Consider the following 19233-nt stretch of genomic DNA (forward strand, 5'->3'; position numbering starts at 1 on the left):
CTCATCCCACAAGCGGGTTGAACCCGGCAGGCAGTTCCAGTCGGTGCGCGCTCATAAAGCCGGTGTCGGCGAGGATCTCGCGCGTCGCCCCGTCCGCCACGATCTGTCCGTTGTCGATCACCACACAGCGCGGGCACAGCTCCAGCGCGTACGGCAGGTCGTGGGTGACCAGCAGCGTCGTCATGCCCAGCCGCTTGACCAGGTCCGCGAACTGCCGCCGAGCCGCGGGGTCCAGGTTGGACGACGGCTCGTCCAGCACCAGGATCTCCGGGTGCATCGCCAACACGGTGGCCAGCGCCGCCCGCCTGCGCTCGCCGCCGGACAGGTGGTGCGGCGGGCGGTCCACCGCATCGCCCAACTCCACATAGGACAGTGCCTCGGCCACGCGGTCGGCGAGGTCCTGCCCGGTCAGGCCCAGGTTGGCCGGGCCGAAGGCGACATCCCGGCCGACGGTGGGCATGAACAGCTGGTCGTCGGGGTCCTGGAACACCACGCCGACCTTGCGGCGCACCTCCGCGAGGGTGCTTGGCTCGACCCGCGTGCCGCCGATCACCACCTCGCCTGCCGAGGGCCGCAGCACGCCGTTGAGCTGGAGGATCAAACTGGTTTTACCCGCGCCGTTGGGGCCGAGCAGCGCCACCCGCTCACCGCGGCGCACCTCCAAGTCCACACCGGACAGTGCCTCCCGGCCATCGGGATAGGCGAAGCTCACGCCGCGCACCGACACCGCGGGCACCGCGCCGTCCACCGGCGCCGAACCCAAGAACTTGCCGCGCCGCACCGGCGGCTCCACCGGAACGACCTCGATGGCGGGTGCCTTGCGCGGCAGGCGGATCGCGCGCCGTGCGCGGCGCCCGCCTGCGGCGGGCTCCGCACCGTGCGGGGTCAGCGAGATCGGCAGCCCAACCTTGTCCTCATACCCCGGCAGCTGCACCCGGTAGCAGCACAGGTCGCAGTTCATCCGCGCCTCGCCCTCGATGGCCTCCCGGTAGCGCTGCAACACCACCCGCAGCAGCCGCGGATCAGGCCCAAGATGCGGGCCCGCCCGCACCGACAGCTCGGGGTGATCGGCCGCCCACTCGGCGGCCTGCTGCTGGATGCGATCCACCAGCACCCCGCTGAACAGGAAGAACGGGCTCACCACCAGCGTCGAGGCACCCAAGCGCCGTAATCGCTCCAGCGCCTCCGGGACGCTGGGTTTGGCCACCGACACGAAGCCCGGCTCGATCAGGCCAAGCCCGCGTCGGTCGGCCAGCAGCCTGCCGACCTTCCACAGGTCGGCGCAGGCGTCCGGGTCGGAGGAGCCGCGGCCGATCAACGCCACCCCAACCGACGACTCGTCCGCCTCGCCCGCCGCAGCGCGGATGCGGTCCTGCGCGATCTCCAGCACCGACGGCTCGATGCCGAGGTCGCGGGCCAGCCGGAACCGGACCCCGGGATGCCGGACCCTGGCCCGCGCCATGGTCGCGGGGCCGTCGTTCTTCAGGTGGCCCGCGCCCAGCAGCACCAGCGGCACCACCACGATATCGGTCGCACCGTCCGCCACCAGCTTGTCGATCGCCAGGTCGACCGGCGGTTCGGCCAGCTCGACGAAACCGAAGCCGACCTGGATCTCGCGGGCGGCGTCGCGGAGCGTGGCGCCCAGCTCCCAGAACTCCTCCACCCCGTCGGCGTCTCGGCTGCCGTGTCCCAGCAGCAACAACGCGGGCCTGCTCACAGCGCGAACCCCGCAGCCGTGGTGACGCCCGCGATCACCGGCACGGTGAGCGCGCCCAGCCACGCGCCGCGACCCGCGGGGGCGCCGTCGACACCGGCGGGCAGCGAACCCGAGTAGCCGCGAGAGGTCATCGCCAGGTACACGCGTTCGCCGCGTTCGAAGGTCCGCACGAACAACGCGCCCACGCAGGACGCGACATCGCGAAGCTGCGCGAACCGGCCGGGATCGCCCGCGCGGCAGGCCCGCGCCACCCGCATCCGGCCCAACTCGGCGACCAGCACCTCGATGTAGCGCACCATGAACGAGGCCACCGCCGTGAACAGCCGCGGCACCCGCAGCCGCTCCAGGCCGGTGATCACCTCCGGCAGCGGCGTGGTCGCGGCCAGCAGGCCCGCCGCGAGCAGCCCGATGCTCGCCTTGCAGGTGATCGCCACCGCCGCGTCGATCCCGGCGCGGGACAACGCGATCCCGGCGAACTCCACCGTGGGCGGCTCGCCGATGAACGGCAGCAGCAGCACGAACAGCAGGAACGGCACCTCGACCACCAGGCGCCGCAGCAGCGTCAACACCGGCACCTGCGCGAGGACGGCCACCACGCCGAGCGTCGCCGCGTGCACCAGGTACGGCCACAGCAGCGGGCGCGGGGTCAGCGCCACCGCCAGCACGAACAGACCGGTCGCCGCGACCTTGCACTGCGGGGGCAGCCGGTGCACGACGGTGTCGACCTCGACGACAAGCTCGGTGCCGTGGGCGGCGCCACTCATACCGCCTCCCCGTCAGCCCGCGCCATCGCCCGCCCGCTCCGAAGCGGGCTCACCCGCGGTGGCCTCGCCCTTGGCGCGCGGCCGCGGCACCACCGGCGCGGGCAGCAGGTCGGCGACGAACACCAGGTCGGGGCGCAGACCGAGCAGGCCGCGCACGATCAACGCCGTGACGACGCCCTCGAACAGACCGACCAGCAGGTAGGTGCCGATGGTCGTCTTGGCCACCAGTTCCGGCGCGACCCCGGCCGCGCCGCCCAAGGCGTACTCGGCGGAGAAGAACACCGCGGCGATCACCACCGACACGAACGCCACCACGCCGGTCGCCGCCGCCAGCACCGTGCGGTTGCGGGGCAGCCAGCGGCGGCACGCGGCGAGCAGCGGATAGCCCAGCATCGCGGGCACCAGCGCCAGGTTCACCACGTTCACGCCCAGCGCGCTGATCCCGCCGTCACCCGCGAACAGCGTCTGCACGACCGTGACCACCGTGATCACGATGGCGCCCAACCACGGCCCGAGCAGCGCCACCGCGAGTGTCCCGCCGAGCAGGTGGCCGCTGGTGCCCACCGCCACCGGGAAGATCGGGGCCTCCAGCACCAGGAAGAACGCCGCGGCCAGGCCCGCCAGCGGGATATCGCGGTCGCGCAGCGTGCCGCGGGCCTGCCGGACGCACACCGCCAGGCCTGCCGCGGCGACCACCGCGCCGCCCGCTATCACCGGAGCGGATACGAATCCGTCAGGGATGTGCATGATCGTCTCCTCCCGCTCGGAAATCCAGACCCGCCGTGGCGCCGATGATGAACGTGACCGGCGGCCGCAGCCGCGGATCGGGCAGTTCGCCGAGCGTGCCGCGTTCCACCCGCTGCCCCTCCCGGCTCGCCGCGCTCACCGCGGTGACCGGCGTGTCCGCCGCGAGGCCGCCGGAGATCAGCTCGCCCGCGATGCGCCGCAGCGCCGACCGGCCGGTGAGCACCACGATGGTCCCGCCCAACCGTGCCGCGGCCGACCAGTCCACCCGCTGGCGGTACTCCGGGTCGTCGTTGCCCGCCACCACCAGCAGCGTGGTGTTGTGCTGCCGCACCATCGCCGGGATACCCGCGTACGCGGGTGCGGCCACCGCCGCGGACACCCCCGGCACCACCTCGAAGTCCACCCCGGCCGCCGCCAGCGCGAGCGCCTCCTCGCCGCCGCGGGACACCACGAACGGATCGCCCGCCTTGAGCCGCACCACGGTCCGCCCGCCGCGACCCAACCGGATCAGCAGGTCGTTCACCTCGTCCTGGGGCAGCGCGGGTCGGGAGCCCTGCCTGCCGACGCAGTGCCGCTCGGCGGTCGGCGGCGTCAGCGCCACGATGTCGCGCATCGACGGGCGGTCGTAGACCACGACATCGGCGCGGGCCAGCAGGTCCCCGCCGCGCCGGGTCAGCAACTCCGGGTCACCCGGCCCGGCGCCGACCAGATGCACCGTCATCGCCGTCCCTCGCGGGGCGTCACGAGCCAGTCGTCCAGCTGCTCGCTCAGCGAGGACGCCACGATCACCACCGTCCGCATGCCGACCTTTTCGGGCTCCACAGTGGACAGCGTGACGAGTTCGACGCGCTGGCCGTCCCTGGCGGCGTCGGTGACCACCGCGACCGGGGTGTCGCCGCCGCGGTACTCGATCAACACCTGCAACGCGTGCTCGAACTGCCAGGTCCGCTTGGATGACCGCGGGTTGTACAGCGCCAGCGCCACATCCGACACCGCGAGCGCGGTCAGCCTGCGCAGCACGGTCTCCCACGGCACCAGCAGGTCCGACAGCGTCAGACACGCGAAGTCCCGCGCGAACGGCGCCCCCACCAGCGCGCCCGCGGCCAATGCCGCGGTGACCCCGGGCAGCACCTCCAACTCGGGTCGCTGCTCGGCGGGCAGTTCCGCCACCGCGCGCACCGCGAGTCCCGCCATGCCGAACACGCCTGCGTCACCGGAGGACACCAGCGCCACCCGATGGCCCGCGCAGGCCGCCTCGACGGCCTGCGCCGCGCGCTCGGCCTCGCCGCCCATCCGGCCGACGATGACGGTCTGCTCCTGACGCAGCAGGTCGGCGCACTGGTCCAGATAGGACTGGTAGCCGATCACAACATCGGCATCGCGCACCGCATCGGTCGCCGCGGGCGTGCGGTGCCGCGCATCACCCGGCCCGAGGCTCACCACCGTCAGCTTCACGGCACCAGCCGCCTTTTCTCCACCGGAATCGGCCTTCCCTCGGTGCTTCCGGGCAGCGATCTGCGGCGACAGCCGTGCGAGTAGGCCGGGTCGTACAGCCTGCTCCGCGCCGCCCGCGGGTCCTCCGCCAGCGCCGGCCCGACCAGCACCAGCGCCGCGGTGCGGATGCCCGACGCCGCCAGGTCCTCCGCCAGCCTGTCCACGGTGGTGCTGATGACCTGCTCGTCCGCCCAGGTCGCCCTGGCCACCACGATCGCGGGGGTCTCCGGCGGATAGCCGCGGCCCTCGTCGAGCAGTTCGGCCCGCAACTGCTCCGGCCGCGCGGCCGACAGGTACACCGCCATCGTCGCGCCGTGCGCGGCGAAGGCTGCCACGGTCTCGCCCTCGGGCATCGACGTGCCTGCCCGCCCGCCGCCGAGCCTGGTCTGCACGATGCTCTGCGCGACCCCGGGTGCGGTCAACTCGCGGCCGACCAGCGCCGCTGCCGCCGACAGCGACCCGACGCCGGGCACGATCTCGAACTCGCGGCCGTTGGCCCGGCACCAGGCGATCTGCTCGCCGATCGCGCTGTAGACCGAGGGGTCACCGGAGTGCAGCCGCACGATGCGGGCGTCGGGATGCGCCGCGTACACGGCGAGCACGTCCTCCAGCGTCATGCCCGCGGAGTCGAAGCGCCGCGCCGAAGGGTTCGCGTGGCTCAGCAGGTCGGCGGGGATGAGCGAGGACGCCCAGATGAGGATGTCGGCGCGCGCCAAGCGTTCCGCGCCGCGCAGCGTCAACAGGTCGGCGGCGCCCGGTCCCGCCCCCACGAACGAGATCACACCCATCACTCCCGGCTCGCCGTCGTGCCAGGCGGCGGCCTGACCGGATCTGACCCTAACCGAGCGTCGGAGCCGGTCGCAGCCGCAAGCGGCCTCCGTCATAGAGCCGGGATCTGCGCCACAGCAGCGCGAATGCGCATTTCTCTACGGTCAAGACTGTGGAAACGCGTGTGGAAATCACAACGCGCACGCCCGCCCGCGCTGCGACTGGACCCCTCGACGGGGCTCTGACCAGGTCATTTGCTTTTCCGATGGGCTGTTATGGCCGAAAGAGATAGCCCAATTGTGATGTCGGTGTCCATATATTTCTCGGTGTCCGAAGCGGGAGGGTCCGGCTGAGCCGGTCGCTATCGGACCGGGCGGCGCGATCACCTCGACCTGCGGGGATCGGGCTTCCTACCCTGTATGAGAGGAGAAACCCCATGCGGCTGCGCAAGCTCGCAGTGGGTGCGCTGGCGCTCGCGACCCTGGTCGGAGCCTCGGCGGTGGCCACGGCCGCGTTCGCGGCGCCCAAGCCGGACGCGGTGACCCCCTACATCATCGGCGGCAAGCCCGCCTCGGAGAACTACTCCTTCTACACCAAGCTCTTCGCCAACGGCCGCTTCATGTGCGGCGCCTCGCTGATCGCCCCGCAGTGGCTGGCCACCGCCGACCACTGCATCGGCAGCATCACCGAGGTCCGCGTCGGCGGCACCACCCTGAACAGCGGCGAAACGATCAAGGTCGAGAAGCAGATCGGCTCGCCCGACGGCAAGGATTTCGCCCTGATCAAGCTGGCGACGGCGTCGAAGTCGGCACCGCTCCCGATCACCGGGAACGCGCTGGCGGCGGGTACCGCGGTGCGGATCATCGGCCACGGCCAGACCTGTCCGACCCGCGGCTGCGGCAGCGCACCCGAGCAGCTTCAGGAACTGGACACCACGCTGCTGAGCAGCGGCTGCACCAACCAGTTCGACGCGCGGAAGGAACTGTGCGTCGGCGATGCCAAGGGCGCAGGTGCCTGCTATGGCGACTCCGGTGGTCCGCTGGTGCTCAAGGTCAACGGCCGCTGGGAGCTTGGCGGCGCGACCAGCCGGGCGGGCCAGGGCCAGCCGACCTGTGCCGAGGCGCCGTCGATCTACATGAAGGTGCCCGCGTTCAAGGCCTGGATCGAGCAGAACACCGGTCCGCTGGGCCCCGGCCCGACCACGACGCCGCCGACCAGCACCACCAGTCCCGGCACCACCACGCCCGCCCCGACCACCACGACCCCGCCGCCGACCGGCTGCGCAGGCGTCGCGGCCTGGAGCGCGCAGCAGTGGTACTGGTCCGGTGTCAAGGTCGCGCACAAGGGCAGGCTGTGGCAGGCCGTGCGCGGCAGCTACGGCGACGAGCCGGGCGCCTCGTCCTGGTGGCCCGCATGGCGTGACGCCGGGGCCTGCTGAGGGGTAGCACCCGAAAAAACCGAATACGCAGGAGGCTGTCGGGTTTCTCGACGGCCTCCTGCGCATGTCCGAAAGCCGCCGGGCGATGGTGTATGTGATACCTCGCCGTTATAGGTGCGAATGCAGTGTTTGTAGCGGTCTCACCTGCGTTGATATTGATTAGGTAGGCCTTTTCAACGATAGATATTGCGCGGCGAAGGGCTGCTGAGTCATATTCTCTGCAACCCGAAACACGAGGGTCCGGGAGTCACGAACCGGACGTTTCGGGGAAATCCCTGCATTGAAAGGAGATCCCATGCGTCTGCGTAAGCTCGCGGTGGGTGTGTTGGCGGTTGCCGCTGCTCTGGCGACCTCGATGGCGACGACCGCGGCTGCCGCCCCTGCGCAGCCCGATGCCGAGCCCTACATCATCGGTGGCAAGCCGGCTTCGGAGAACTACTCCTTCTACACCAAGCTGCTCGCCAACGGCCGCTTCATGTGCGGTGCCTCGCTGATCGCCCCGCAGTGGCTGGCCACCGCGGATCACTGCATCGGCAGCATCACCAGCGTCCGGGTCGGCGGCACCACGCTGAACAGCGGTGAGACCATCCAGGTCGAGAAGCAGATCGGCTCGCCGGACGGCAAGGACTTCGCCCTGATCAAGCTGGCCAAGCCCGCCAAGGGCGCGCCCATCGCGATCACCTCCAACGCGCTCGGCCGCGGTCAGGCCGTGCGGATCATGGGTCACGGCCAGACCTGCCCGACCCGCGGTTGCGGTTCGGCTCCGCAGCAGCTTCAGGAGCTGGACACCACCCTGGTCACCGGCTGCACCGCGGGCTTCGACGCGGCCAAGGAGCTGTGCGTCGGCGACCCGAGGGGCAAGGGTGCCTGCTACGGCGACTCCGGCGGTCCGCTGGTGGTCAAGGTCAACGGCCGCTGGGAGCTTGGTGGCGCCACCAGCCGCGCGGGCCGCAACCAGCCGACCTGTGCCGAGGCTCCGTCCATTTACATGAAGGTTCCCGCCTTCAAGTCCTGGATTCAGCAGAACATCGGCGGCTGAACGGATCAGCGCTAAGGAAAAGGGCTGCCCACCTGCGGGCAGCCCTTTTCTGCTTTCGCCGGGCGATTTCAACATTCGTGGCTCGGTGCTTTCCCTGTTGGTGCGCGGAACGATTGATCCTCGCGACCACGGCACGTCGCCCCGCGTTGGCATGTGATGCGGAATCGCGGTGTCGGCCGCGACTGCCATTTGCTTCCAGGTGGTTAATGTCAGCAGCTCGCTCATGGCACCGGCCGGGCGGTTCCCGGCGGCGCGTGCTGAGCGCTTCGTGATCTGCGGTTGATCACGCCGAGCGTCCTCCGTCCACGGCGTGATTCTTTATTTCTGTGAGCCCACGCATGCGCCGTTTGCGACGCTTTGGACCGGTTCTTCCTGGTGAAGTGCCCTTTTTGGGGTGATTCCGCGGCATACGCCAGGCACGGCTATGGCCAGCTGGTATGGCCAAATCGGACTTGCCGGCTCTACGGTTCGACCTCAAGCGGACCACACATTTATCGAGATGTGATCCGCGGCTACAGAACGCCGGAGCGAATTCCTGCCCGCCCCGGTGCCCTTGCGTCTGTAGAGAGGAGAGGCCCGATGTGGCTTCGTAAAGTCGGGATGCTCGCGGCGGCCGTGTTCGCCGGGGCGCTGTTCGTCGCTCCGTCCGCTGTTGCCGATGACACCCCTGAGTACAACCCCTACATCGTCGGTGGCCGCGACGCCACCGAGGACTACCCGTTCTACGTCAAACTGCTCTCCAACGGCCGCTTCGTCTGCGGCGGCTCGCTGTACAAGGCCAACCGCGTCGTGACCGCGCAGCACTGCGTGAGCGGCGTGACCTCGGTCCGCGTCGGCGGCCGCACCCTGAACAGCGGTGAGTCCATCCAGGTCTCCAGCTCGGCGACCACCCGGCCCGACTTCGCCATCCTGAAGCTGGCGAGCAACTCGACGTCCACGCCGATCGCCATCACCAGCGACCCGCTCGCCCAGGGCACCGCGGTCCGCATCATCGGCCACGGCCAGACCTGCCCGACCCGTGGTTGTGGCTCCGCGCCGCAGACGCTGCAGGAACTGGACACCACCCTGGTCAGCGGCTGCACCGCCCAGTTCGACGCCCAGCGCGAACTGTGCGTCGGCGACCCGAGCGGCCGCGGCGCCTGCTACGGCGACTCCGGTGGCCCGCTCGTGGTCAAGGTCAACGGCGTTTGGGAACTCGGCGGCGCCACCAGCCGCGCGGGCCGTGGCCAGCCGACCTGCGCCACGGCACCGTCCATCTACGAGAAGGTGCCCGCCTTCAAGGCGTGGATCGACCAGCAGGGCTGACCTGCTAGCAAGCCACGTCGCTACCAATCGGCCGCCGGGAATCCCTGCCCCGGCGGCCGATTCTCTTTGTGCCGCAATGCTGAACACCTCTCACGTCCAGTGCGTAGACAGGGGAAATCCCTGTGTGCTCCAGAGAGGAGAAGCCCGTGCGGCTTCGCAGATTCGGCACCGCGGTGCTCGCCACCGCCACCCTCGGCGGACTCCTGTTCGGCGGCACCGCCGTCGCCGCCGACAAGCCGGACTTCACCCCGTTCATCGTCGGCGGCCAGCCGTCGTCCCAGGCGTTCCCGTTCTTCGCCTCGCTCCAACAGAGCGGTGGCAGGCACTTCTGCGGCGGCTCGCTGATCGCCCCCGACCTGGTGGTCACCGCGGCACACTGCGTCGAAGGCGCCCCGCAGGGCGGTTTCTCCGTCCGCGTCGGCTCCACCCGCACCACCTCCGGCGGAGAACTCGTCGGCACCCGCGGCCACCGCACCGGCAACGGCGACATCGCCGTGGTCCGCCTCGCGCAGGCCGTCAAGGCCACGCCCATCCTGATCGCGGACACCGCAGGCACCCCCGGCACCCAGACCCTGATCATCGGCCACGGCCAGACCTGCCCGACGCGCAGCTGCGCCGGTGCCTCGCCCACGCTGAACCAGATCCAAACCCGCGTCGCCGCAGGCGGCTGCGCCAACGGCTTCGACGCCCGCACCGAGATCTGCCTCGACGCGGGCCGCAACCGCGGCGCCTGCTTCGGCGACTCCGGCGGACCGTCCATCGTCAACGGCAAGCTCACCGGCGCCACCAGCCGGGCGGGCGGATCCGCCACCTGCGGCACCGCACCCGCGATCTACACCAGCGTCCCCGCCCACCGCCAGTGGATCAACCAGGTGACCGGTGGATCACTGGCCCGATTCGAGCGGACAGTAAGGTCTAACGGTTGAAACGTCGTCCTGATGGGGGTTGCGAAATGGACGCCACATCGCCGCGCATCGGGCGGCACGTCGCCTGGTCCGGGGAGGACCGCCCGAACCTCGGGCTGACCCCCGGCTACCCGGGCATCGTGTGGGACTCCTCCTCGCCACAGATCACCGTGCACTGGTACGGCATGGGCCAGCGCGCGCTCGCCAACCGCTCCGCACACGAGGTCTCCAAGCTCGTGGAGATCAGCGAATCCCGCTACCACGAGCTTTGCCGCGAAGTGGACGCGTTGGTCGAGGCCTGAGATCAAACTGCGGTTTGGCCTGCTCCAGGCCCGGGTACCACCTTCGCAGTGACCCCAGACGAGGGCAGGAGGTGCACCATGACCGAGCGCTGGGAGCCGAGCACACCATCGGCCGACGAAGCGCCGCCCCCGCCGGGAGAGACCGAGGACCCGGCCAACCTGCAAAGCGCCGAGGACCTGGACGAGGACCGCCTCGGGGTCGACCCCATGGAGGACGGGGTCGACCCGCCGGAGCGCTGGACCGCCGCCGACCAGTACGGAACAACCCCCTTCGAATCCCACGAAGGCGAACCGATGGCGGCCCGTCTGGCCGAGGAACGCCCCGACGTCGCCCAGAGCGCCCCGGGCAGGCCGCTGGCCGACACCCCCGACGACGAGCTGGACGGCAGCATCGACCGCCAACCCGCCGCCGACGACGAAACACAGGGCTGGCAGGAGATCCCCGGTCAGGAGGACGACCGCGAATACCTGCGCCACCGCCCCCACTGACCAGCGAAGGAGCCCGCTCGATGTCGGATCCGGACGCCTTGGTCCGCACCCTGGTCCGGGTGGTCTCGGCGCTACAGGCCGAGGACATCCCGTTCGCCCTCACCGGTGGCTCCGCCGTCTACGCACGCGGTGGCCCCGCCTCCACCCACGACGTTGACGTCCTCGTCCAGGAGTCCGACGTCGCCCGAGCCTTGGCCGCGTTGGTGAAGGTCGGCATGAGCGCCGTCCAGCCCCCCGAGGAGTGGCTGGCCAAGGCCTACGACGGTGACTGCCTGGTGGACCTGATCCACCACCCCACCAGCCGCGCGGTGACCCACGAACTGCTGGCCGACGCCGAGGTCATGCGGGTCGCGTCGGTGACCGCCCCCGTGATGTCCGCGACCTACGTGATGACCGACAAACTCCGGGTCCTCGACGCGCACCGCTGCGACTTGGCGGAGATCCTGCCCATCGCCCGGCTGCTCCGCGAGCAGGTCGACTGGGCGGCGGTCCGCGCCGCCACCGCCGACTCCCCATACGCCGAGGCATTCCTACTGCTGGCCGAACGCCTGGACGTCATCACGCCCCGATCCGTCGGCAGGCCCGCCCTGGCCCAAGGAGGATGAGATGTCCCACGCCCCCCAATACCAGGCAGCCAGGCTGAGCGAGGCCCTGGCTCAAGACGAACGCACCGCCGAACAGGGCGTGCGCGTCATGGTGCGCGGCGACCACGTCTACCTGACCGGCGACGTCCCCAGCCAGCAGCGCCGCGATCTGCTCTCTCAGGTCGTAGCCGAACTGGCTCCCGAACTCACCGTCCACAACGAGGTACACGTAGTGGGCTGCCGCGAACCCGAAGGCGAGGAGGAGCTCCGGTGATCCGAGTCGCAGCCGTCGGCGACGTCCACCTCGGACTCGACGCCCGCGGCCACCTGCGTCCCGCGTTGGAGAACTTGCACGCACACGCCGATCTGCTGCTGTTGGCTGGGGATCTGACCAAGCACGGCACGTTGGAGGAGGCGAAGGTTGTCGCGGACGAGTTCCGCGACCTTGGCGTTCCGGTGGTGGCGGTGCTGGGCAACCACGACCACCACGGCGAGGTACCTTCCGAGTTCGCGGCGCTGTTGGAGGACAACGGGATTCGTGTTCTCGAAGGTGCCTCTACGGTGTTGGCTGTTGATGGTTGCCGGGTTGGCATCGCGGGGGTCAAAGGGTTTGGCGGGGGCTTTGCGGGTAAGTGCGCCACTGCTTTTGGTGAGCGGGAGATGAAGGATTTCATCGGGCACACCATGCATATCGCGTCCACGCTGCGGTCTGCTTTGGACGAGATCGCCGAGGCGGACATGCGCATCGCTTTGACGCATTACTCGCCGGTGACCGACACCTTGCGCGGGGAGCCGCCGGAGATCTTTCCGTTTCTCGGGTCTTATCTGTTGGCGGAGGTCATCGACGCTGCTGATGTGCACTTGGCTGTGCATGGGCATGCGCATTACGGGCGGGAGCAGGGCATGACCCCGGGTGGTGTGCGGGTTCGCAACGTCGCGCAGCCTGTTATTCGGGCGGCTTATGCTGTTTATGCATTGCCTTCGCCTGTTGGGGAGGGGCGGGAGCGGTTGGGGGAGCGGGTTTCTGCTTCTTGAGAGTAATCTTGGTGGGTGATTGGTTTTGGGTTTTGGGGTTAAGGGGTTGGGGTGGTTGGGTTTGTGCGCGGCGGTTTGGCGGGATTGACAAATCCCGCCAAAACACCCGCCACAAACCAAAAAAACCGGCGCGACAAAAAGCCGCGCCGGTTCCCCAAAAAACAATCAAAACGTCTGACGACCCCAAGCCGCCTCAGCGAAAGCCAACTCGTACTGGCAACCCAAACGGAAGGCAGACACGAGGTGCTCCCGCTCCACAGCGGAAGCCTCCTCACCCACCTCGTCGACAACGTTGAGATAGCTATCGAGGATGTCCCGAAAGTCATCCCCAGGGTGGTAAGCCTTGATCCACGACCCATACCGAGTAGACGGATCATGGTTCTCGAAGGTGTGATCCGCGATCTGGATGTGGAACCACGCGCACGGCGTCAGCGACCCAAGGCCCGCCGCAAGAGACTGAGCAGCCGAGGCCTTGAAGAAGTCGGCGTACAGCTGGCTGGTCGGCGAAGCAGGCGGAACGGCACCGTCGGCGTCGAGCTTGAGCCCAAGCATCCCGCCCATAGCGTTGAAGCCCATCATCATCCCGGCACAGGCCTCGAAGGTGCCCGCCGCGAACTTGGAGAGCACCAACGCATGCGGCTCGCGGTAGGCGACCGCCGCACACCGAGCCGAAGCCCGGCCGTAGGCGGGCAGCAGGTGACCGCCGTCCTGCTGGACGAAGTAGCCCAGCTTCTCCGGGTCGAGCGACCCATCCCGCAGACCCGACCAGTACGGGTGGTCCTTGATCTTCTTGAGCCAAGGCTCCGCGATCTCGGCGAGTTCGTCACGCAGCATCAGAAATCCCTCTCTACGATTCAGAGTTCCAGGCGAACCCGGTAGTCCCGGAGCCAGTCATTGAGTTGCAGCAGCAGGTCGACGTCGTTGCGCACACCCCAGCCGTCCATCGAGATCGGCTTCCCGGTGCCCAACAGCTCGTCCGTGGCGGAGCGGTTCACGAGTTCGCGCACGGGCGACTGCCGGTCGGACATCACCTCGACCAGCTGGTCGCGCAGCGAGGCCCCGTAGGTCGGGTCCTGGGTGGTCGGGAACGGGCTCTTCTTGCGCTCGAGCACCGACTCCGGCAGCAGGTCGCCCGCGGCCTGGCGGAGCAGGCTCTTCTCCCGCCCGTCGTGCACCTTGAAGTCCCACGGCGCGTTGAACACGTACTCCACCAGCCGCGAGTCGCAGTACGGCACCCGCAGCTCGAGGCCGACCGCCATGCTCAGCCGGTCGTCGCGGGACAGCAGCAGCTGCATCCAGCGGGTCAGGTGCATGTGGGAGACGGCCCGCATGGTGGCGTCCTTCTCGGACTCGCCGTCCAGCGTCGGCACCGCCGCCGCAGCCTCCCGATAGCGAGCCGCCACATAGCCGGGCACGTCCAACTGCTTGAGCAGCACGCCGTCCAGCAGGCCCGTGCCGAGCCCGTTCGGGGCGGCATAGCGTTGCGCCACCGCCACCCACGGGAAGGTGCCCGCGTTGATCAGGCTGGGGTCGTGGATCCAGTTGTAGCCGCCGAACACCTCGTCGGCGACCTCCCCGCACAGCGCCACCGTCGAGCGCTCCCGCACCGCCCGCAGCAGCAGGTACAGCGACCGGTCCATCTCCCCAAGCGGTCGGGGCAGGTCCTGGCAGCGCAGCGCGGTCGCCCGCACCACCGGGTCCATCAGGTCGGCGGTGTCCAGCACCACGGCCTCATGGTCGGCGCCGACATGCGCGGCGACCTCGGCGGCGAACGGCGCGTCCGCGGCCTTGTGCCACTCATCGGCCTGGAACCGCTCGGAGTGCCCCTTGAAGTCCACCGCGAACGTCTTCGGCCGCACATCCCGGGCCGCCATCGCCACCAGCGTGCTGGAGTCCACCCCGCCCGAGAGCAGCGTGCACAGCGGGACATCGGACACCAGGTGCTCGCGGACCGACTGTTCCAGCAGCTCGCGGACGGTGTCGATGGTGGTCGGCAGGTCGTCGGTGTGCTCCCGTGCGGTCAGCCGCCAGTAGCAGCGCTGCGAGGCCACACCGTCCCGAAACCGCAGAACATGACCGGCCCGGACCTCCCGCATGCCCTTGTACACCGCGTGACCGGGCGTGGCGCAGTAGCCGAGCAGCTCGGCCAGGCCCTCCGCGTCCACCACGGCCTCCGCCAGCGGATGCGCCAGGATTCCCTTGGGCTCCGAGGCGAACAGCAGGCCATGCTCGACCTCCATGTAGAACAGTGGCTTGATGCCGAGGCGGTCACGGGCCAGCAGGAGCTCCTGGGTGCGCGGGTCCCACAGCGCGAAGGCGAACATGCCTTCCAGGTGGTCGACGCAGTGCTCGCCCCACTCCACATAGGACCGCAGCAGCACCTCGGTGTCGCTGGCGGTGCGGAACCGGTGGCCGAGCGCCACCAGCCGCTCGCGCACCTGACGGAAGTTGTAGATCTCGCCGTTGTAGACCAGCACGGCCAGCTCGTGGCCGTTCTCCTCGGCGATCATCGGCTGGGTGCCGCCATCCACATCGATGACGGCCAGCCTGCGGTGACCCAGCACCGCGTGCGGGGATGCCCACACGGTCTCCTCGTCCGGGCCCCGGTTGGCGATGCGGCTGATCATGGAGCGCACCACGCTCCGCTGATGGCTCAGATCACGCCGGAAGTCGACCCAGCCCGCGATTCCACACATGTGTCCCCCTCAGACCTTGCTCAGCAGCATTGCGCTCTGGAACCCGCCGAAGCCGCTGCCCACCGAGAGCACGGTGTCCAGTTCGTGCTCGCGGGCGGTGAGCGGCACGTAGTCCAGATCGCACTCCGGGTCGGCGGTGTGCAGGTTCGCCGTCGGCGGCACCACCTGCCGGTCCAGCGCGAGCGCGCAGGCCGCGACCTCGATGGACCCGATGGCGCCCAGCGAGTGGCCGACCATCGACTTGATGGAGCTGACCGGCACCTCATACGCCCGCTGACCGAGGCTGCGCTTGAACGCCGCCGTCTCGTGCCGGTCGTTCTGCTTGGTGCCGGAGCCGTGCGCGTTGATGTAGTCCACATCGGACGGGTTCAACTTGCCGCGCTCGAGCGCGACCCGGATCGCCTCGGCCATCTCGCGGCCGTCGGGCTTGAGCCCCGTCATATGGAAGCCGTTGGAGCGGCTGGCGAAGCCGGACACCTCGCCGTAGATCCGGGCGCCGCGCCGCTTCGCGGCCTCCTTCTCCTCCACCACGAACACCGCGGCGCCCTCACCGAGCACGAAACCGTCCCGCTCGGCGTCGAAGGGCCGGGACGCCGTCTCCGGCGAGTCGTTGCGCGACGAGGTCGCCTTGATCGCGTCGAAGCAGGCCGAGGTGATCGGCGACAACGGCGCGTCGGTCGCACCCGCCAGCACCACATCGGCGGTGCCCTCCTCGATGAGCTGCACCCCGTGGCCGACCGCGTCCAGCCCGGAGGTGCAGCCGGTGGAGATCAACGCCACCGGTCCCTCGGCACCGACCTCCCAGGCCACCTCAACGGCCAGCGTGCTGGGCACCATGTACCCGTAGAGGTGCGGCACGCCGTAGGTGTGGTCGACCAGCCAGTTCTTCCCGCCGTCGGAGAGCACCACGTACTCCTCCTCGAGGCCGGTCGTGCAGCCGACGGCGCTGCCGATGCTGACCGCCACCCGCTCCGGGGGGAACCCGTCGAAGGCCAACCCGCTGTCGGCGATGGCCTCCCGCGCGCACACCACCGCGAACTGTCCCGCGCGGTCCATGCGGCGGATCTCCTGCGGGGACAGCCCGCTCCCCGCCGCGTCGAAGTCGGCCTCGGCCGCGATGCGGGAGCGGAAGCCGGTCGGGTCGAAGAGGCTGATGGTGCGGGTGGCGGTGCGGCCCTGCGTCAGCAGGTCCCAGAAGGCCTCCCGGCCGACCCCGCCCGGGGCAACCACGCCGATGCCGGTGATCACCGCGGTCCGCGCGCTCACAGCTCGCGGCCCTTCTCCGGGGTCCAGACGTAGAACGGCTGGGCCATGGCGTCCTTGGGCTCCTTCCAGTTCGGGTCGTACGGCGAGATGTGCTTGCCGAGCTTGGTGTTGATGTCGTCGTAGAGCGGGTGGCTGCGTGCCTTGTACAGGTTGCTCGAAATGTCCTCATCGGCCTCGACGAGGTGGAAATACAATTCGTGGAATCGGAGAAGAGTGCGCCGCGAGACACCAATCATTCGCGGCAGATCAGTGGCGTCCGACTCGGCGAAGATATCCGCGACCGAATCGGCGTCACGAGCATTCATTCTCGCGACGATCAGAGTGCGGTGCACTGCTGGACCTCCTGGCATGTGGGTACCGGCAGGCGAACTCTGGCAACGGGGGCTCGAAGCGACCTCGAAGCTCTCTCCAGACGGCCGCGGACGGTCGTTATGTCCCGTTGTGACCAAGTTGGGCGCCGACCCGAGTCCAATGCGTGACCTGGAAGATATTTCGTGATCCGAAGGACGCAGCAGAACACCTCCGAACAGCGCCGTTGCTGTAAGGCTTTTCCCGCAGCCGAGTTGCGATCTTATTGCTCCGGATGGGTGTAGCAGGCTTTTCCGGAACGGTCTCGGCTGCGCAAATCGCAGATGAAGTCTCAGGTCACAGGGGGTGCACTGTGGTAACTTCTGCGCCAACCGCGAGAGAGCGGGGAGGGTTCTCTCGCGGAATGCCCGATCGGGGGCGCTTTCATAACAGAAAATGTCGATTCAGTGCGATGCCTGCCGCTCCGGATTGTGATCCGGGCTGGGGAAGCGGGGAACAGTGGTCGTGCACTTTCGGGTCCTCGGACCTTTAGAGGTGTCAACGCGAGGTGGCGATCTGACACCCACCGCGGCGAAGCCGCGCGCCGTTCTGGCGTTGCTACTGGCCCGGTACAACCGCGTCGTCCAGACCACCGAGCTGATCGACGAATTGTGGGGTGAGCGCCCGCCCGCGAGTGCGTCGGCGACCCTGCAGACCTACATCTACAAGCTGCGCAAGGTGCTCAACCAGCGTTCGCTTGGCATGCAGGGCGACTTCCTGCACACCAAGTCCGACGGCTACCTGGTCACCGTCGCCCCGGACACCCTCGACCTGCACCAGTTCGAGCGGCTGCACGGCGCGGGCCGCTCCGCCCTGCAGGAGGGCCAGCCGGAAGCGGCGATCATGGCGTTGAACAAGGCGCTCACCCTGTGGCGAGGACCGGCGATGTCCGGGGTCACCGCGGGTTCGATGCTCTCGGCGTACGTCACCCGGCTCGACGAGAACCGGCTGGACGCCATGGACCTCCGGCTGGAGGCGGGCCTGCGGCTGGGCAGACACCGCGAGCTGGTCAGTGAGCTCAAGGAACTGGTGCTGACCCATCCGCTGCACGAGGGCTTCCACGCCAAGCTGATGGTCTGCCTGCACCGGACCGGCCGCCGCAACGAGGCGCTCGCGGTCTTCCACAAGCTGCGCCGCGAACTCAGCACCGAACTCGGGCTGGAACCGGCGGCGCATCTGCAGCAGCTTCAACAGGAACTGCTCTCCGCCGAACCCGACTTCGACCGGGGCGGTTCTACTCCGTCCATCGCGATCGTGCCGCAGCGCGGCTACGCCCCGCCCGCCCAGCTTCCCGCCGACATCGTGGACTTCACGGGGCGGATGGAGGAGCTGCGGATCGCGGAGAACTGGCTGCGCGAACGCCGCGGCCACGCCGCCATCCCGGTCGTGTCGATCAGCGGCATGCCCGGTGTCGGCAAGACCGCGTTCGCGGTCCGCCTCGCGCACCGCGTGCGGTCCTGGTTTCCCGGCGGCCAGATCTTCGCCGACCTGCGCGGGGACGACCACAGCCCGGCCGACCCGAGCAGCACACTCGCGCGTTTCCTGCGCGCCACCGGCCTGCCCGCCGCCGAGGTGCCCGCCGAATCCGACGAGTGCGCCGCGTTGTTCCGCAGCCGCACCCGCGCCAACCCGGTGCTGGTGCTGCTGGACAACGTGGCCGCCGCCGACCAGGTCTCGCAGCTGCTGCCCAACTGCGACGGCTGCGCGGTGATCATCACCAGCCGCTCTCGGGCACTGAGCATTCCCGGCACCCTGCGCGTGCAGCTTGGTCCGCTGTCCCAGCAGGACAGCATCGAGCTGTTCGGCCGCATCGTCGGCCAGCGGGCGGTGTCCGGGCAGTACCGGGACGCCCAGCGCATCGTGGAACTGTGCGACCGGCTGCCGCTGACGATCCGCAGCGCGGCGGTGCGACTGGCCATTCGCGACAACTGGACGATCGGCAAACTCGTCGACCAGCTGTCCATCCCGCACACTCGGCTGGACGAACTGCGCTCCGGGGACCTGGACCTGCGGGCCAGGCTGACGGGCAGCTACCTCCGCCTCGACGGTGGGGAACGGGCCGCGCTGCGGACCATCTCGGCGCTGCCGCCGCAGTTCACCTCCACCGCGCTGGCGGCCGAGCTCGGCTGCGACCAGCGGGTGGCCGAGGCGCGGTTGGGCAGGCTGATCGAGCACAACCTGGTGGACATGCTGCCCGGCGAACTGGGTGCACCGGATCGTTACACGATCACCAGTCTCGTCGCGCTGTACGCCGCCGAGCGGCAGGCGCAAGAGTTGGAGCACGCTATCGACGCGCTGGCGGGGGTCAGAGCCGACGTCGGGCAAATGGGGTAATC

General features: G+C 69.4%; 20 protein-coding genes. 10 read left to right on the plus strand and 10 right to left on the minus strand.

What is annotated here, in order from left to right:
- Position 1 precedes the first annotated feature (1 nt).
- Genes ACU6XJ_RS15385 through ACU6XJ_RS15410 form a run of 6 tightly spaced genes read right to left on the minus strand, consistent with a single transcriptional unit; the run spans position 2 to position 5504 of the window.
- Positions 2 to 1717, minus strand: a complete 1716-nt coding sequence (locus tag ACU6XJ_RS15385) for a CbiX/SirB N-terminal domain-containing protein (protein ID WP_476311490.1) — start codon at positions 1715 to 1717, stop codon at positions 2 to 4.
- Positions 1714 to 2481 (minus strand): cobalt ECF transporter T component CbiQ, encoded by a 768-nt coding sequence (gene cbiQ, locus ACU6XJ_RS15390; RefSeq protein ID WP_476311492.1) that lies wholly within the window; start codon positions 2479 to 2481, stop codon positions 1714 to 1716. The genes ACU6XJ_RS15385 and cbiQ overlap by 4 nt, the downstream gene beginning before the upstream one ends.
- Before the next feature lie 12 nt (positions 2482 to 2493).
- Positions 2494 to 3228, minus strand: a complete 735-nt coding sequence (locus ACU6XJ_RS15395) for an energy-coupling factor ABC transporter permease (protein ID WP_476311494.1) — start codon at positions 3226 to 3228, stop codon at positions 2494 to 2496.
- A complete protein-coding gene (gene cobA, locus ACU6XJ_RS15400) occupies positions 3215 to 3949 on the minus strand; it encodes a uroporphyrinogen-III C-methyltransferase (RefSeq protein ID WP_476311497.1) in 735 nt (244 codons plus the stop codon). Before cobA ends, ACU6XJ_RS15395 begins: the two co-directional genes overlap by 14 nt.
- Positions 3946 to 4683, minus strand: coding sequence for a precorrin-3B C(17)-methyltransferase (gene cobJ / locus ACU6XJ_RS15405; protein ID WP_476311500.1), 738 nt, complete (start codon positions 4681 to 4683; stop codon positions 3946 to 3948). Before cobJ ends, cobA begins: the two co-directional genes overlap by 4 nt.
- Positions 4680 to 5504 carry a cobalt-precorrin-4/precorrin-4 C(11)-methyltransferase gene (locus tag ACU6XJ_RS15410; RefSeq protein WP_476311503.1) on the minus strand — a complete coding sequence of 275 codons (825 nt, stop codon included), beginning with the start codon at positions 5502 to 5504 and terminating at the stop codon, positions 4680 to 4682. The genes cobJ and ACU6XJ_RS15410 overlap by 4 nt, the downstream gene beginning before the upstream one ends.
- Positions 5505 to 5926: 422 nt before the next feature.
- Here ACU6XJ_RS15410 and ACU6XJ_RS15415 point away from each other — a divergent pair, with 422 nt between their 5' ends.
- The 9 genes from ACU6XJ_RS15415 to ACU6XJ_RS15455 all read left to right on the plus strand — a co-directional run bounded on the left by ACU6XJ_RS15415 (position 5927) and on the right by ACU6XJ_RS15455 (position 12587).
- Positions 5927 to 6928 carry a trypsin-like serine protease gene (locus ACU6XJ_RS15415; protein ID WP_476311506.1) on the plus strand — a complete coding sequence of 334 codons (1002 nt, stop codon included), beginning with the start codon at positions 5927 to 5929 and terminating at the stop codon, positions 6926 to 6928.
- 295 nt (positions 6929 to 7223) lie between these two features.
- On the plus strand, positions 7224 to 7967 hold the full coding sequence (locus tag ACU6XJ_RS15420; RefSeq protein ID WP_476311509.1) for a S1 family peptidase: 744 nt from the start codon (positions 7224 to 7226) through the stop codon (positions 7965 to 7967).
- Between the two features lie 579 nt (positions 7968 to 8546).
- The gene (locus ACU6XJ_RS15425) at positions 8547 to 9272 is read left to right on the plus strand and encodes a S1 family peptidase (RefSeq protein WP_476311510.1); all 726 of its coding nucleotides are present in this window, start codon (positions 8547 to 8549) and stop codon (positions 9270 to 9272) included.
- A 146-nt stretch (positions 9273 to 9418) separates the two neighbouring features.
- Positions 9419 to 10198 carry a S1 family peptidase gene (locus tag ACU6XJ_RS15430; protein ID WP_476311513.1) on the plus strand — a complete coding sequence of 260 codons (780 nt, stop codon included), beginning with the start codon at positions 9419 to 9421 and terminating at the stop codon, positions 10196 to 10198.
- A gap of 26 nt (positions 10199 to 10224) precedes the next feature.
- Positions 10225 to 10479 (plus strand): hypothetical protein, encoded by a 255-nt coding sequence (locus ACU6XJ_RS15435; RefSeq protein WP_476311516.1) that lies wholly within the window; start codon positions 10225 to 10227, stop codon positions 10477 to 10479.
- Between the two features lie 78 nt (positions 10480 to 10557).
- Positions 10558 to 10968: a hypothetical protein gene (locus ACU6XJ_RS15440; protein WP_476311518.1), complete on the plus strand. Its 411-nt coding sequence runs from the start codon at positions 10558 to 10560 to the stop codon at positions 10966 to 10968.
- 20 nt (positions 10969 to 10988) lie between these two features.
- On the plus strand, positions 10989 to 11573 hold the full coding sequence (locus ACU6XJ_RS15445; protein ID WP_476311521.1) for a nucleotidyltransferase family protein: 585 nt from the start codon (positions 10989 to 10991) through the stop codon (positions 11571 to 11573).
- Position 11574: 1 nt separating this feature from the next.
- Positions 11575 to 11826, plus strand: a complete 252-nt coding sequence (locus ACU6XJ_RS15450) for a BON domain-containing protein (protein ID WP_476311523.1) — start codon at positions 11575 to 11577, stop codon at positions 11824 to 11826.
- On the plus strand, positions 11823 to 12587 hold the full coding sequence (locus tag ACU6XJ_RS15455; RefSeq protein ID WP_476311526.1) for a metallophosphoesterase family protein: 765 nt from the start codon (positions 11823 to 11825) through the stop codon (positions 12585 to 12587). The genes ACU6XJ_RS15450 and ACU6XJ_RS15455 overlap by 4 nt, the downstream gene beginning before the upstream one ends.
- A 165-nt stretch (positions 12588 to 12752) precedes the next feature.
- Here the strand turns inward: ACU6XJ_RS15455 and ACU6XJ_RS15460 are convergent, their stop codons facing one another.
- Genes ACU6XJ_RS15460 through ACU6XJ_RS15475 form a run of 4 tightly spaced genes read right to left on the minus strand, consistent with a single transcriptional unit; the run spans position 12753 to position 16881 of the window.
- Positions 12753 to 13421, minus strand: a complete 669-nt coding sequence (locus tag ACU6XJ_RS15460; RefSeq protein ID WP_476311528.1) for a TenA family protein — start codon at positions 13419 to 13421, stop codon at positions 12753 to 12755.
- A gap of 20 nt (positions 13422 to 13441) precedes the next feature.
- Complete coding sequence (gene asnB / locus ACU6XJ_RS15465; RefSeq protein WP_476311531.1) at positions 13442 to 15283, minus strand: asparagine synthase (glutamine-hydrolyzing); 1842 nt, start codon at positions 15281 to 15283, stop codon at positions 13442 to 13444.
- A 9-nt stretch (positions 15284 to 15292) separates the two neighbouring features.
- Positions 15293 to 16549: a beta-ketoacyl-[acyl-carrier-protein] synthase family protein gene (locus ACU6XJ_RS15470; protein ID WP_476311534.1), complete on the minus strand. Its 1257-nt coding sequence runs from the start codon at positions 16547 to 16549 to the stop codon at positions 15293 to 15295.
- Positions 16546 to 16881, minus strand: coding sequence for a TcmI family type II polyketide cyclase (locus tag ACU6XJ_RS15475; RefSeq protein ID WP_476311537.1), 336 nt, complete (start codon positions 16879 to 16881; stop codon positions 16546 to 16548). Before ACU6XJ_RS15475 ends, ACU6XJ_RS15470 begins: the two co-directional genes overlap by 4 nt.
- 511 nt (positions 16882 to 17392) lie before the next feature.
- Here ACU6XJ_RS15475 and ACU6XJ_RS15480 point away from each other — a divergent pair.
- Positions 17393 to 19231 (plus strand): AfsR/SARP family transcriptional regulator, encoded by a 1839-nt coding sequence (locus ACU6XJ_RS15480; protein WP_476311540.1) that lies wholly within the window; start codon positions 17393 to 17395, stop codon positions 19229 to 19231.
- Positions 19232 to 19233 lie beyond the last annotated feature (2 nt).

It is taken from the genome of Actinorectispora metalli (assembly GCF_056323685.1).

Excerpts from the sequence above, each read along its gene's own strand:
- cbiQ (WP_476311492.1), bottom strand. The coding sequence starts at position 2,481 with ATGAGTGGCGCCGCCCACGGCACCGAGCTTGTCGTCGAGGTCGACACC.
- ACU6XJ_RS15395 (WP_476311494.1), bottom strand. The coding sequence starts at position 3,228 with ATGCACATCCCTGACGGATTCGTATCCGCTCCGGTGATAGCGGGCGGC.
- cobA (WP_476311497.1), bottom strand. The coding sequence starts at position 3,949 with ATGACGGTGCATCTGGTCGGCGCCGGGCCGGGTGACCCGGAGTTGCTG.
- ACU6XJ_RS15415 (WP_476311506.1), top strand. The coding sequence starts at position 5,927 with ATGCGGCTGCGCAAGCTCGCAGTGGGTGCGCTGGCGCTCGCGACCCTG.
- ACU6XJ_RS15420 (WP_476311509.1), top strand. The coding sequence starts at position 7,224 with ATGCGTCTGCGTAAGCTCGCGGTGGGTGTGTTGGCGGTTGCCGCTGCT.
- ACU6XJ_RS15425 (WP_476311510.1), top strand. The coding sequence starts at position 8,547 with ATGTGGCTTCGTAAAGTCGGGATGCTCGCGGCGGCCGTGTTCGCCGGG.
- ACU6XJ_RS15435 (WP_476311516.1), top strand. The coding sequence starts at position 10,225 with ATGGACGCCACATCGCCGCGCATCGGGCGGCACGTCGCCTGGTCCGGG.
- ACU6XJ_RS15440 (WP_476311518.1), top strand. The coding sequence starts at position 10,558 with ATGACCGAGCGCTGGGAGCCGAGCACACCATCGGCCGACGAAGCGCCG.
- ACU6XJ_RS15445 (WP_476311521.1), top strand. The coding sequence starts at position 10,989 with ATGTCGGATCCGGACGCCTTGGTCCGCACCCTGGTCCGGGTGGTCTCG.
- ACU6XJ_RS15450 (WP_476311523.1), top strand. The coding sequence starts at position 11,575 with ATGTCCCACGCCCCCCAATACCAGGCAGCCAGGCTGAGCGAGGCCCTG.
- ACU6XJ_RS15460 (WP_476311528.1), bottom strand. The coding sequence starts at position 13,421 with ATGCTGCGTGACGAACTCGCCGAGATCGCGGAGCCTTGGCTCAAGAAG.
- asnB (WP_476311531.1), bottom strand. The coding sequence starts at position 15,283 with ATGTGTGGAATCGCGGGCTGGGTCGACTTCCGGCGTGATCTGAGCCAT.